Annotated in this window: 8 protein-coding genes; 7 read left to right on the top strand and 1 reads right to left on the bottom strand. The window is 66.0% G+C overall.

Going from position 1 to position 13925, the window contains the following annotated elements; all coding sequences use genetic code 11:
• The first annotated feature begins 435 nt into the window (after positions 1–435).
• Positions 436–1617, top strand: a complete 1182-nt coding sequence (locus V5B40_RS25330; RefSeq protein WP_434735892.1) for a putative Ig domain-containing protein — start codon at positions 436–438, stop codon at positions 1615–1617.
• On the opposite strand, the gene V5B40_RS20350 is transcribed toward V5B40_RS25330, so the two are convergent.
• Positions 1566–2462 carry a hypothetical protein gene (locus V5B40_RS20350; protein WP_332356216.1) on the bottom strand — a complete coding sequence of 299 codons (897 nt, stop codon included), beginning with the start codon at positions 2460–2462 and terminating at the stop codon, positions 1566–1568. The two genes, V5B40_RS25330 and V5B40_RS20350, sit on opposite strands and share 52 nt — an antisense overlap.
• A 290-nt stretch (positions 2463–2752) precedes the next feature.
• Here V5B40_RS20350 and V5B40_RS20345 point away from each other — a divergent pair, with 290 nt between their 5' ends.
• The 6 genes from V5B40_RS20345 to V5B40_RS20320 all read left to right on the top strand — a co-directional run bounded on the left by V5B40_RS20345 (position 2753) and on the right by V5B40_RS20320 (position 13714).
• Entirely contained in the window at positions 2753–4738 is a 1986-nt protein-coding gene (locus V5B40_RS20345) for an Ig-like domain-containing protein (RefSeq protein ID WP_332356215.1), read from the top strand.
• Positions 4735–5817, top strand: coding sequence for a YncE family protein (locus V5B40_RS20340; RefSeq protein ID WP_332356214.1), 1083 nt, complete (start codon positions 4735–4737; stop codon positions 5815–5817). Before V5B40_RS20345 ends, V5B40_RS20340 begins: the two co-directional genes overlap by 4 nt.
• A complete protein-coding gene (locus V5B40_RS20335; RefSeq protein WP_332356213.1) occupies positions 5780–6766 on the top strand; it encodes a hypothetical protein in 987 nt (328 codons plus the stop codon). The genes V5B40_RS20340 and V5B40_RS20335 overlap by 38 nt, the downstream gene beginning before the upstream one ends.
• 117 nt (positions 6767–6883) lie before the next feature.
• Positions 6884–7375 (top strand): hypothetical protein, encoded by a 492-nt coding sequence (locus V5B40_RS20330; RefSeq protein ID WP_332356212.1) that lies wholly within the window; start codon positions 6884–6886, stop codon positions 7373–7375.
• Between the two features lie 82 nt (positions 7376–7457).
• Complete coding sequence (locus tag V5B40_RS20325) at positions 7458–8042, top strand: hypothetical protein (protein WP_332356210.1); 585 nt, start codon at positions 7458–7460, stop codon at positions 8040–8042.
• On the top strand, positions 8000–13714 hold the full coding sequence (locus V5B40_RS20320; RefSeq protein WP_332356209.1) for an Ig-like domain-containing protein: 5715 nt from the start codon (positions 8000–8002) through the stop codon (positions 13712–13714). Before V5B40_RS20325 ends, V5B40_RS20320 begins: the two co-directional genes overlap by 43 nt.
• Positions 13715–13925 lie beyond the last annotated feature (211 nt).

Genomic DNA, 13925 nt, shown 5'->3' with positions numbered 1-13925 from the left:
CCGATCAGCATCCGCAATGCCAACCGCGCGCCGGAAATCGCCGAGATCCTGCCGCAGAGCGTGCAACGCGACAGCGTCTTCGAACTGCCGGTGAGCGCCAGCGACGCCGATGGCAATCCGCTGCAGCTTACCGTCAGTGGCTTGCCGGCTTTCGCGAGTTTTGTCGACCACGGCGACGGCAGCGGCAAATTCGTTTTCGCACCGCACTCCGGCGACCGCGGCGACTACGAGATCGCGCTCACCGCGACCGATGACGGCGACGGCGGCGGCGCGCTGCTGGCGCAGTCGTTTACCCGGCGCTTCATCCTCAGCGCGCTGTCCGCCTCCGAATCGCCGCTGCTGGCACCGCTCGGCGACAAGCTGGCGCTGGTCGGCCAGCGCCTGAGTTTCACCATCGACGCCCGCGATCTCGATCAGGATGCGCTCGCTTTTGCAATGCTCAACGCTCCGGCCGGAATGACCCTCACGCCGCAGCCGACCTACGGCCGGGCGCTGGTCGAATGGACGCCGACCGCGGCCAGCCTCGGTCAGAGCTTCGACGTGCGTTTCGAAGTCAGCGACAACGGCAACAAGGGCGCGACGGCACCGAACAAAGTCTCGCAGGTGGTGCGCATCAAGGTTCGCAACGCCAACAGCGCGCCGCTCCTGGCGCCGGTCGGCGACCTGACGCTGCTCGAGGGTCAGGCGTTCCGCCTGCAGCTGGCAGCCATCGACGCCGATGGCGATGTGCTCAGCTACGCGGTCAGCAATCTGCCGGCGGGTGCCGGTTTCGATACTGTCAATGGCGTCCTCAACTGGACGCCGCACCTCTTCAGCGCCGGCGACTACCCGGATGTGCGCTTCTCGGTCAGCGACGGCAGCGCCGAGAGTGCAGAGAGCGTGCGTCTCACGGTTCAGAACAGCAATCAGGCGCCGATCGTCGTTGCCCTGCTGCCGCAGAGCGGCCGCGAGGGTGCGCAGCTGCAGTTCCAGCTGAGCGTCGGCGACGTCGACGGCGACCCGGTGGTGTTCAGCGCCTTGACGCCGTTGCCCGCGGGTTCGCGCTTCGACGCGCGCACAGGTGAGTTCCGCTGGACGCCGAGTTACGAGCAGGCGGGTGACTACAGCTTCAGCTTCTCGGCGCGTGACCCGCAGGGCGCGAGCAGCGAGACGACGGTCAGCGTGGCGATCGCCAACGTCAACCGGGCACCGCAGTTGAGCGTCTCCAATCACGCGGCGCTGCTCGGTCGGCCACTGGCCTTCCAGATCGTCGGACAGGACGCCGATCAGAACTCCCAGCTCAGCTACAGCGCGAGTGGTCTGCCCGACGGAGCGACGCTCGACGCGGCGACCGGCTTGCTGCAATGGACACCCGGCGCCGGCCAGGCGGGCGACTACCTGATCATGGCGCAGGTCTCGGATGGTCTCGCCAGCACGACGCTGCCGCTGCTGATCCGGGCCGCGCTGACAGCGCCGACAGCGAACGTGATCATCGAGAACACACCGAGCTTCCCGGTCATACCAGGCCAGCAGGTGTTGGTGCACGTGATCGCCGAGAGCTTTGGCGCGATCGCCCATCTGCGCCTCTACGCCGATGGCGTCGAAGTGCGCTCGACCAGGATGGACGAGCGCTGCTGACCACCACCACGGTCGGCAAGATCGCCCTGCGCGCCGAGGCCACCGATGTAGACGGTTTCGTCGGCAGCAGCACGTCGGTCATCCGCGTCCGCGATCCGCTCGACAAGAGCGCGCCGACGCCGTCCTTCGCCAGTCAGCTGGCGTTTGCCCGGATCACTGCGACGACGGCGCTGATCGGCAGCACCGGCGACGACAACGTCGACTCGTGGACCCTGGAAATCGCCCGTTACGGAGAGGAACACTACTCCTTGCTGGCCAGCGGCGACGGCGCGGTCAATGCCGCCGCTTTCGCGCAGCTCGACCCGAGCGGCCTGGCCAATGGCTTTTATTCGCTGCGCCTGCGGGTCGTCGACCTGGCCGGCCGACGCGGCGAAGCGAGCATCGCGATCGAGGTCGATGCGGCGAGCAAGCAGCCGCAGCTGCTGCGCTCGGAGACCGACTTCGTGCTTACCGTCGGCGGCCACGATCTGGCCTTCGCACGCAGCTACGATTCGCTGGCGCGCTCGATTCCGGGCAGCTTCGGCGAGGGTTGGCGGCTGGCCTTCCGGGACGTCGATCTGCAAACCGACGTGTCGCTGACCGGTCGCGAGACGGCTGGCGTGCTCGGCACTTTTGCCGATGGTCAGCGGGTCTTCCTGACGCTGCCAGATGGCCAGCGCATGGCTTTCAGCTTCGCCCCGCAAAAGCACTCGATTCCGGGTCAGACCTGGTACCTGCCGGCCTTCGCTGCCAATGGCAGCGGCTGGTCGCTGGAGGCGCCAGCGACGCCGCTGCAGCGCGCCGGGTCCAGCTATTTCGACCTGCTCACCGGCCAGGGCTACAACCCGGCCAACGCCAGTCGGCACCGACTACGTTCTGGTCGCTCCCGACGGCACGCGCTACCACATCGGCGATGGCGAAGTGCGCGAGATTGTTTTCACCGATGGCGTTCGCCTGCTGCTCAGCGACAGCGGCATTGTCGCCAGCAACGGCCAGCGCGTGCAGTTTTCGCTCAACGGCGATGGTTTCATCGAACGCGTCGTCGCCGACGACGGCCGCCAGTTCCTCTACGAGTACGACGCGCAGGGTCGCCTGCTTGCCGTTCGCGATCTCGAAGCGGCGCGCTCGCTCCGCTACGGCTACGAGGAGGGCGCTCTTGGACGCCTGGCGATGGTCGCCACTGCCGGAGGCGGCAGCCTGTTCGACTTACCGCGGCACGGGCGTCGCAGAGCAGGCGATCACCGCCGACCTGGGTTCGTCGCTGGGCTATCTGGCGACGCCGCTTGCCGGCCATCTCGCCGCCGGCGAGAAAGCCAGCTTCGCGTTCACCCTGCGCGAGTCCGAACTGGCGTCGACGGCCAGCGGCTCGGTATACCTGGGGCTGATCGTCGAGGGCAGTGGCGGGCTGTTACCGCTGCTGCCGGTGTTGCCGGGACTGACAGCGGTGGCCTCGTCAGTGCAGGGCAACCGCGCTTTCGCGCTCTACAAACTTGATCGCGCCGGCCTGAAGCTGATCGAGATCGGCGCCACCAGTGCCGGCAGCTACCAGCTGTCGCTGTTCGTTGCCGGCGACGCCAACCGCGACGGCAAGGCGGACGGCAGCGACGCCGTGCTGATCGCTGCCGCCGCCGGGCTGCGTAGCGGCGACGCTGGCTACGCGCTGGCGCTCGACGCCGACGCCAATGGCGTGATCGACAGTCTCGATCTGCAGCTGCTGATGCAAAACACCGGCTTTACCCCGAACCAGGCGCCGGTGGTGGTCGCGGCGACGGTTACGACGCACGAGGATCTGGACGTCAGCGCACCGGTCGCGAGCTTTGTCACCGATCCGGAAGGCGACCGCAGCTTCTTCTCCATCGTCGGCGCCAGTCATGGCACGGCGCGCCTGTCGGGCGACGGCCGGGCGGTGATCTTTGCGCCTGAAATGGGCTTTGTCGGCAGCGCCGACTTCACCATCCGCGCCGACGACGGCTTCGGCCAGACCATCCAGACCATCGCCGTGACGATCAGCAACGCGGCGCTGACGCGTATCGACTTCGTCGAACGCGTCTTGCGACTGGACGTCGGCGAAGGGCGGCAGATCAGCCTGATCGGCGATTTCGCCGACCAGAGCGGCGTCGAATTGCCGGTTTCGTACGTCAGCCTGAGCAGTAGCAACGTCGCCAGTGGCACGATCGCCAGCGGCGGGCGGATCAGCGCCGTCGGCAAGGGCTCGGGCGTGCTCGTCGCCGAACGCGGCGAACTGCGCGCGGCGACATCGTTCACCGTCGGCACGCCGACCGAGACGGTTGCCGCCTACGTTTTCGCGGTGGGCCTCGACGTCTATCCGGGTGCCGTCGCGCTGACCGAGAACGGTGGCCGTCGCCAGATCGTCGCCAGCCTCGCCGGCCAGATCGACCTGACGCCGGCGAGCAGCGGCACGCGCTACTTCGTCAGCGATGATCGTGTCCTGAGTGTGTCGGCCGACGGCCTGATCACCGGCAAGGCGGCGGGAAGTGCCACGGTCACCGTGATCAACGGCGGCGGCGAGTTCGTTCTGTCGGCGATGGTCGAGGCGCCGATCAGCGGGCCGGCGCTGCTCGGCAGTCGCGGCGGCATCGTCGAAGGCGCCGACGGCTCGGTCGTGGCGGTGGCGGCGGGGGCCTTGACCGGCAATACGCAGGTCTCGATCGCCGCCCTCGCGCCTGCGGCGCTGCCGCTGGCGATGCCCGAGGAGCATGCGCCATGGCCGGCGCCTTCCGGCTCGAACTCGGCGACAGACAAGCTGGCGACGCCGGTACAGCTGGCGATTCCGACCACGGGTCTGGCGGCCGGCACCCAGGTCGTCTTCATGCGCTACGCCGAGGTGCCGACCCCCGAGGGGACGCTTGCTGCCGGTCTGGCTGCAGGAGGAGACCGGCATCGTCGGCGAGGACGGCATGGCGCGCACCTCGTCGCCGCCTTATGCCGGCGTCGCGATCTCGGGCGTTTATATTGCCGGTGTCGCCCAGGAAGCCAGCTTCGGGCAGGTGCGCGGGCGGACCTACGGCACTTTCCCGTCGGGGATCAACGACGGCGGCTCGTCGTTCGCGATGCTTTCGTCACTGGGCGGCGGCGCCACCGTCGGCGCGGCTTTCTCGCTGACCTCGGGCTTTCATCATGACCGCGCTCTTTGGCGCACGTGAGCTGCAGATCATTTCGGTGCCTGCGCAGGGTCTGCCGCAACGGACGACGCTCGGCGTCGAAATAGCCGCCGGCAAGGTCAGCGACTACGTGGTCCAGGTCGCTCAATCCCTACACCCCGAGCACCTCGCCGGCCAGCGAGCCCTTCATCTCGGAAGCGCGGCTGCTCTTTCGTCCGACGGCAGAGCAGCTGACCTCTTGGCGCCCTTCGTCGAGATCCAGGGCGATCGCTTCATTTACGACAACCCGTCGGCGCCCGCCTCGGCCAAGGACGGCAGCGTCATCGCCGACCTGTTCGTCATCTTCGAAACGCCCGACGGCAGCCGCTACGAGGTCCACCCCGATGCCTCGAGTACGCCAACGCAGGTCTTCGTACAGGTGCCGCAGTCGGTGGCCATCGGCACCGCCAAGGTCTACGTCCAGCGGCCGCAATATCTGAGCAACAATGGCGCCTGGGATCAGTTGGTCGGCAAGGAAAGCAACCGCGTGCAGCTGTCCTACGACGCGCGTTACATCTTCGGCGGCCTCAGCGGCAACCAGCTGCTGGTGATCGACAGCCAGAGCAAGTATCTGGCGGCGCGCATCCCGATCGGCGGCGACTACCCGGCGCCGCGCTCGGTGGCGATCAGCCCCGACAACACGCGCGCCTACGCGACGCTGCGTTACGAGAGCGCGGTCGCCGTCATCGATACCGTCGCTTTGCAGCAGCTCGACGCCGATGGCAATCTGGCCAACGGCGTCAGCAATATCGAGTTGCTGCCGGGTGCCAGGCCGTTCTGGATCGCGGTCAGCAAGAATGGCAACAAGGCCTATGTTTCGGACGAGGTCGCCGGGCGAATCTATGTGCTCGACATCGATCCGTCATCGGGCAGCTATAACCAGTTGGTGCGCACCCTCGACGTGGGGCCGGCGCCTTCAGGTCTGCGCGGCATGGCGATCAACGCCAGCGGCACGCGCCTGTTCGTCGCCGCGCCGGAAAAGATGCTCTTCGGCAGCGCGCAGCGGCGACGGCCGGGTCTTCGTGATCGACGTGGCCGAAGGCAGCGAGACTTACGGTGAGATCGTGGAAGTCCTGCTGGCGGGCGGCGAACCCTACGGCGTGTCGGCGACCAACGACGCCAACGTGATGCTGTACACCAACCGCCTCTCGGACGCCAAGGGCGTGGTGATCGTCAAGGGCGACGTCGGCAGCTACACGCAGACCGCCGTCAGCATGTCTCTGGGTTCGCCTATCGACTACTTCGACGTCAACAATGCGATCTCCGTGGTGCTCTCGAAGGACGGCGAGTACGCCTTCGTCTCGGGCTTCAACGTCTTCATTCAGGGCAATCCGTCGCACGACCCGAACTACGATCCCTTCCATCCGGCGGGTGGCAACGTCGGCATCATCCGCGACCCGCTGGGTGCGGCGCCGACCCTGGTCGCGGCGACCCGCCCGGTGCCGATGTCCTGGCCTGACAATCTGGTCCTCTCGCCGGACGGCGGCACTCTCTACGCCGCTTACCGCGGCCAGCGGGTGGTGATGGGCTTCGACGTGCAGGCGATGATCGACGCGGTCAATAACCCGGACTTTGCCGGGCAACTCGAGCGCAAGCCGATCGACGACCTCGCGCCGTCGATCAACGTCCGCTCGAACTTCAAGATCATCGAGCCCGGCAGCTTCCACTCGGACCCGGTCTTCGGGGTGCCACCGGGCGAAGAGTTTACCGGCCCGATCGGCGTCGGCGGACAGGCCAACGGCCTGGTCGCGCAGGGCGGCGCGTCGCTCGAACTGCTGGCGCCCGACAAACTGACCAGCGAGCTGCTACCGACGTTTTCGTGGCTGGTTAAGGGCTTCGAGAACGCCAAGAGCCGGCTCTACGTCAGCACCTACCGGGGCAGTGAAGGCCTTTTCCCGAGCGACCTCGGGAAGCCGGATCTGAACGCCGACCGGATCTTCTCGTCCGATCTGCTCGATGCGAACGGCATCGACGCGGACAAGGGTCGGCGATTTTCATCAAGGCGCTGACCGAGAAACTCAAGCTCACCGCCGGCCAGCAGTATTTCTGGGGTGTCGAGGTGGTGTCGCCGTCGGGCACGGTGGTCGCCCGCGACTGGCGCGTTTTCAAGACCGAAGCCTACCGCGATGCCGCCGCAGCCGTTCAGCAGCGTGACCTTGCTGACGCATGGCTTCCAGCTCTCGCCGACGGCGCCGGCCAACGTCGCCGAGAGCATTGCCGCGTTCATCGAAATGGCCGAGAACATCGCCCGTGCCGGCGGTGAGGGCGTCGCCGCGCTGTATCAGAAGACGACCGGCCGCTGGCTGGTCTTCTATAACGGCGCCACTTCCGAAACCAACGTCGATCTGGAATCGGTGCTCGCCTCGCCGGCGATGGCCGGCAAGCCGGTGGTGCTGGTCAGCGACTGGTTCAACGAGTCGGATTTCCCGACCAACGGCTTCAGCGAGGCGGCCGCCGACGCGCTCTATTCGGCGCTGGCCAGGCTCAACTTCAACGTCGGCGACAACAAGCTGTTCGACTCGCCGATCCACCTGATCGGGCACAGCCGTGGCACGGTGGTGAACAGCGAGATCGCCCAGCGTTTTGGCATTTACGCCAAGGCGGTGCGGCTGAGATGACCTCGCTGGATGTCCATGACTTCAATCAGCCGTCGCTCGACATCCCGGTTGGCGAGTACATCTGCAGCTGTTCGGCGCCGGCTTGAGCGCGCTGGGTGTGCCCGCGGCCGGTACGCTGCTGCAGCTATGGGGAGCGCTGCCGACCAACGAGATCATTCCGACCGGCAACTTCCTCGATCCGGACGTGCAGCGCTGGAGCAACATCGATTTCGCCGAGCACTATTACCAGATTCTGGCCAGTCCGACGGCGCTGCCGGTGGGCGGCGGCATCGTGTCGACACCGAACGGCCGCTTTGTGCCGAATTTCGACGTCAGCATCAACCTCAACGGCCGCGCCGGCTTCACCGTCGACGACGGGCTGGCGACGCTGACCGCCCTCAGCGATGGCTCGCTCAGGCCGGGCGGTCCGCACAGCCGCGTCTGGCGCTGGTACGGCGCGACCACCGATCTGTCGGCGGTGAACTTCGACAAGGCCGGCGAGCCGGTCTACCGTCGTCTGGCCGACAAGGAGGCGATCGAATTCCAGGGCGTTGCATCCCCTGGTACAACGCGCAGTCGTTTGCCCTCGGCGACGGTCCCTCGGAAGGCATCGGTACCGGCTGGGCGTTCTCGCCGCAGGGTGGCGTGCCTTACGCCGGCACGACGAGCACTGTCCGCATCCCGGTGAGCTTCGACAACAGCGAGACGATCAATCCGTCCGGCCTGCCGGTACCCTCGGTGTTCAACGGCGATTTCGAGGAAGGCGCGCTTAACCGCAGCTGGCTGCTGCAGTACTCGGCGGGCGGCCTGGCGACCAACCTCACCGGCGATCTGCCGGGCTGGTCGTTCCATGGCGGGCGCTTCGAAAAGAACTACGCACCAGGCGATCGGCTGATCGCGCTGGCCAACGGCCAGCACGCAGCGATGCTCGACAACGACAATTCGTGGATCCAGCACAACCGGATGGTCGTCCCGGATTGGGCCGAGTACCTGAGTTTCGACGTCCAGGTCCTCGACGCGGGCGATGGCGAGACGCTGCGGGTGTCTGGCTACCTGCCCGACTCGGACAGCTGGATGTTCCTCGGCGCGGTCGCGGTCGACAGCGAGGGGAGCGGTTTCGTCAACCGCTTGCTGGAAGTCCCGGTCGAGTTGCGGGGCGCCGGACGGATGTTGAAGTTCTCGCTCAGCGCGGCTGGCTCGGCAGACGCCGAGATCCTGCTCGACCATGTCCAGTTCTCGCGCGGGCTGATTACCGACAGCACGACCGACGAGAGCGACCGGGGCGTATTCTTTACCGATACGGCGGGCGGCTTGAACAGTCAGTGGGTCGAATTGAGCAATGGCTTCACAGGAATCGTTCACGGTGACCGTGACCACCGACCCGAACGACTTCCTGGTGTTCGTCGACGGCGCTTTCGAAAAGGCGCTCAACGACAACCAGGCGCACGCGCCGCTTTACGAAAACCTGCTGCTCAATCCCGGCGACAGTCTGCACCTCGACCTGAAAGCGAGGTTCAGCGACGATTTCGTCAAGACCTACGCCGATGCCGACCTGCCGATCGAGAAGACCGCCTTGTACTTCACGATCACGCTGGCAACGGCAGCGTCCGCGACGAGGTGGTCGACCTCTTCTACCTGCCGGACTTTGCCGACGGCGATGCTGGCGACGGCGTGTGGACGATGATGGACACGCTCGACGGCAAGACGCGAACGCTGGCTTTCGACAATGCCGCGCAGGTAGAGGTCAAGCCGCTGTTGAATCCGAGCGGACTGTTCTCGGTCGATGTGGTCGGCGACATCGCGCAGGGGATCAAGTACCAGGCGGCTAATCCCAGCGCGGTCGAGGACTTCGCCGATTACCAGATCGAGGAGGGTGGCCGCAATCTGGGCAAGATCAGGGTCACGGCGCGCGCGGTCGAGAAGCAGACCGTCGGCGTTTCGCTGTCGACCCTGCGCACCATGGTGCAGGCGATTCGCACCGAATACGAGCAGTGGCTCGCCGACCCGACGACGCCGGTGCATGACGCGAATGGTTTCGCCACCGGCAATTACGGCACTTTCGTCAGCCTGTTCTCGCCGCTGATCACCGACGCCGAATGGGCCGAGGTGCTGACCGGTTTCCACAATGTCTTCGGCAAGGATCCGACTGCCCTGGGGCCGGTGTACCCGGCGTCGATCTACCTGCCCAGTATCGAGCAGACCGAGTTCGCCTACGGCGAAATCGGTCTCAATCCGATCGTCATGATCAACCGGCCGTGGCTCGATGTGGCCGACAACGAGTCGCGCAGCTTCGCCGGGATCGACTTTGCCTACAGCAGCTTCGAGAGCGATCTTACCGAGGCCGGCGGCGGGCTCGGCAGTTTCGGCGGCAAACTCTTGCGCGACGATATTTCAATTCCTGCCAAGCGCTTCCTGCTGTCACAAGTGGTCAATCCGCTGCGCAGCGGCGCGATCGCTGGCGGTAAGCCGATGACCTTGGTCGTCGATGGCATCCTGCGCGCATATCTGAACGTCGGCGATACGCGCCAGGACGTCGGCGAGTCCTTCGGCTGGGTCGTCGGCCACGAACTGGCGCACAACCTCGGGCTGTTCGACGAGTACATCTACACACCGTTCAATCCGGTGCCACGCGACGGCGGCGACAACTTCATGTCCACTGCCAACACCGTCACCGTCGCCAATCGGCAACGTGAAGCCTTGCACCTGGCGATGGACAATCCCGAGACGACGGTATCGCTGGCCGGCACCAACGCCCTGGCGACCTGGTATCTGGACCTCGACGCGCTCGATGCGTCGAACCGTCCCGGCCGCATTGCTCTGGCCTTGGCTCCCGGGGCCGGTGACGGCGACCCCGAAGCCGATCCACTCACCGCCTTGCTGGCTTTCGTCGGCATGCAGGGCGCGGCAACAGCCGACGTGATTTCGCAATCGCTGCTGCTCAACGGTGAGGTCCATGCCGGTATCGTCAATGGCGCTTTCGACGTCGCCGACGTGACGGCGACCGATTACGGCTGGATGGCTGTCGGTCAGGCTGGCGTCGCCAACGGCCAGGGCGTTCTCGGCGAGGACCCGCGGCTGGCGTCGCGGCTGGTACAGACCTTCACCGTTCCCGAGCAGGCGCAGTTGCTGCGCTTCGAACTGCTCGGCGCCGATTTTCTCGCCAATGACGACGGTCCGTCCGACGCCTTCGAGGTGGCGCTGCTCGATATGGCCGGCAACGCCGTCGCCGGAACCATCCCGGTGGCCAACAGCGACGCGCTGTTCAACCTGCAGGCCGGCGGCAAGGTTTTTGCCGCGGCATCGGTCAGCGCCAGCGGCCTGGTCGACCGCAACGGCGGCACGCTAGCGGTCGCTCAGCCGGTGACCGTCAGCATCGACCTCAGCGGTATCGCCGCCGGCACCGTGCTGACGCTCTACTTCGACCTGCTCGGTTTTTCCGGCGCGGCGAGTCGGCTGCGGATCGACAACGTCAACATCGTCAGCGCCGCTGACAGCGGCAATCTGCCGCCCGTCGCCAGCAGCAGCGCGATTAGTGCCAGCGAAGAGGGCGCGGCGGTGGCGCTCGCCCTGAGTGCGCCGACAGACGTCGATAGTCCGCTGCTGTCGATCCTTGTCAGCGCTCTGCCGACGATCGGCGAGGTGCAGTACGCTGACGGCAGCACGGTCGACGTCAAGGACTCGCTGAGCAGCGCCCAGCTGCTCGGCTTGAAGTATCTGCCGCCGGCCGAGTACAAGGACCGTGCTGCCGTTGGCCGCTTCTCCTACAGCGTCAGCGACGGCGTCAGCACGGTCAGCGGCGAGACAGTGATCACGCTGACGGCGGTCAACGATGCTCCCTTCGCCAGCAGCAGCGCAATCGTCGCCAACGAAGAGGGCGCTGCCGTGGCGCTCGGCCTGAGCGCGCCGACCGACGTCGATAGCAGCGCGCTGAGCCTCGTCGTTACCGCTTTGCCGACCATTGGCGAGCTGCAATACGCCGACGGCAGCGCGGTTGGCGGCAATGATACCCTGAGCAGTGCACAGCTGCTTGGCTTGAAGTATCTGCCACCGGCCGAGTACAACGGTCGCGATATCGTCGGTCGCTTCAATTACCGCGTCAGCGACGGCAGCCGCACGGCGAGTGGCGAGACGACGATTGTCGTGACGCCCGTAAACGATGCGCCGCTCGTCAGCAGCAACGCGATCACCGCGGTCGAGGGCGTCGCCGCCGTGGCGCTCGGCTTGCGCGCACCGTCGGACGTCGATGGCCCGCTGCTGACGATCACCGTCAGCGCTTTGCCGACGCGGGGCGTTGTTCAATACGCCGACGGCAGCCCTGTCGGCGCCAGCGACACGCTGAGCAGCGCACAGCTGCTCGGACTCAAGTACCTGCCGCCAGTGCTGAGCGACGGTAACGATGACCTTGCCCACTTTCGCTATAGCGTCAGCGACGGCAGTCGTTCGACGACCGGCCAGACGACGATCACCGTGATCCCGAGCAACTACGCGCCGGTCGCCAGCAGCAGCGCAATCAGCGCCAGCGAAGAAGGCGCCGCGGTGGCGCTCGGCCTGAGCGCGCCGACAGATGTCGACAGCTCGATCCTGAGCATCGTCGTCAGCGGCCTGCCGACGCTGGGCATCGTGCAATACGCCGACGGTAGCGCAGTCGGTGCCAACGACACCCTGACCAGCGCGCAGCTGCTCGGCTTGAAGTATCTGCCACCGGCCGAATACAACGGCAGCAATGCGGTCGGACGTTTCAGCTACCGCGTCAGCGATGGCCAGCGCTCGGTGAGCGGCGAGACGACGATCAGCGTGACGCCGGTCAATGACGCGCCGGTCGCCGTTGCCGACAGCGCCAGCGTCGATGTGCGCGGGTCGCTGCTGATCGACGTCCTGGCCAACGACACCGACGCCGAGAATCAGGCCTTGACGTTGATCAGTGTCGGTGGGGCAGCGCGCGGCGACGTCGTCATCGAGAACGGCAAGCTGCGCTATACGCCGTTCGCCAACGGTTTCGGTGCCGACCGTTTCAGCTACCTGCTGGCCGACAGCGAAGGCGCTACCGCCAGCGGCATGGTCGACGTGCTGGTTACCGGCAACCACGCCCCGACTCTGGCGGCGATGGCCGACGTCAGTGTCTCGGAAGGCCAGAGCCTGACCGTCATCGCACTGGGCAGCGATGTCGATCCCGGCGACACCCTGACCTATTCGCTGGTCGCCGCGCCGCCGGGCGCGAGTATCGACCCGAGCAGCGGGGTTATTGTTTGGCAGGCGCTCGACGGCGGCAGCTACGATTTCAGCATCCGTGTTGCCGACCGGGCCGGCGAAGTGGCCAACCGCAGCTTTACGGCGAAGGTGCTCAACGTCGCGCCGACCTTGCGTCTTGCCGGATCGCCGTCGATTTTGGTCGGCGAGGTCTATACGCTTGTGCTGAGCAGCAGCGACCCGGGTCACGACAGCATCAACAACTGGCGAATCGACTGGGGCGACGGGCAGGTCATCGACTATACGGGCCAGCCGCGTCAGCTTGAGCATCGCTATAGCGGCGTAACGGGCGCGCTGCAGATTCGCGCGACGGCGACCGACGAGGATGGTAGTTACCTGCTTGATCCGCTACCGCTTACGGTGCTTGGCAGAGCCCTGCCGGCAACGCCCTCCAGCTCCGACGGCAATGGCCTGGCGGTGCGCTTCAACGACACTTTCGATAACGTCGACGGTTTCGACAGTTTCGACGTCGTCGACAGCGGTGTGACCAACGCCTACGCTTCGCTTGCTGGCAGCGCAGGGTCCGCGCAGCAGCCACGCGCCATCGATCTGCCGTTCTCGCTGAGCACTCCTGGCAGCTTGCCGCCGACCTTGCTCGCCGAGCAGCTGCGACCAGCGGGTGACGACGCCGTCAGGGCTTTGCCGCAGATCGACTTTCGTCCGCGGCCGGCTGGCTTCCGCTTCCCGGTGGGCCATGGGCGCGGCGTGGCTGACGACTGGCGGAAATCCTTCGTAACTGATATGGCGCGGAAATCGCATGATCCAAACCATGACTTGCGGGTGAGGGTGAGGGTGAATGCGGAGCCGCCAGGCCAGTCTCTGCCTCTACCTGAAGAGCTCCTGGACGCTCTACCGGAAGCTACGCAGGACGGTTCGCCGAATCGCGCTCGCCAGGGTGTGCCGAGTGGCAAGCCAGTGATTCTGCCGGAAGATGCGCAGGAGCTTTCTCTGGAGGATTCGCAGGACGCCAACAAGGATCTGGAAAGCGACGAAAACCAGGAAAGCCAGGGCGCACTGGAGCGCTTGATGCTGGCGCTGCCACTTTTGCCCTTCGGGCCGACGGCGTCCCGGCGCAGTCCAAAGACGCGGAGGTCGCAGACAAAAGCTCGTTAAGCACAGATGATGGCCGGTGATGGTCTTCAGGTTTATAGTGTGGCGATGATCATCAGGCTGTGCTTGGTCGTTCGCTGATCGTCAGCTGTCAGCTGAGCTTGGCCATTGACCAGCGCAGTTCCGCCTTTCGACCCGACTCTGGAGAGAATTGTCGATGAATGGCCCGCCCGCTTCAGCACCAAAAGCCAAGGCAGAAGCTCCTGCCAAGCGA

This window comes from Candidatus Accumulibacter meliphilus (assembly GCF_036625345.1).
Classification (GTDB): Bacteria; Pseudomonadota; Gammaproteobacteria; order Burkholderiales; family Rhodocyclaceae; genus Accumulibacter; species Accumulibacter meliphilus.
Note: the sequence above shows the minus strand (reverse complement) of the source record. Positions and strands in the feature narration are given on the sequence as shown.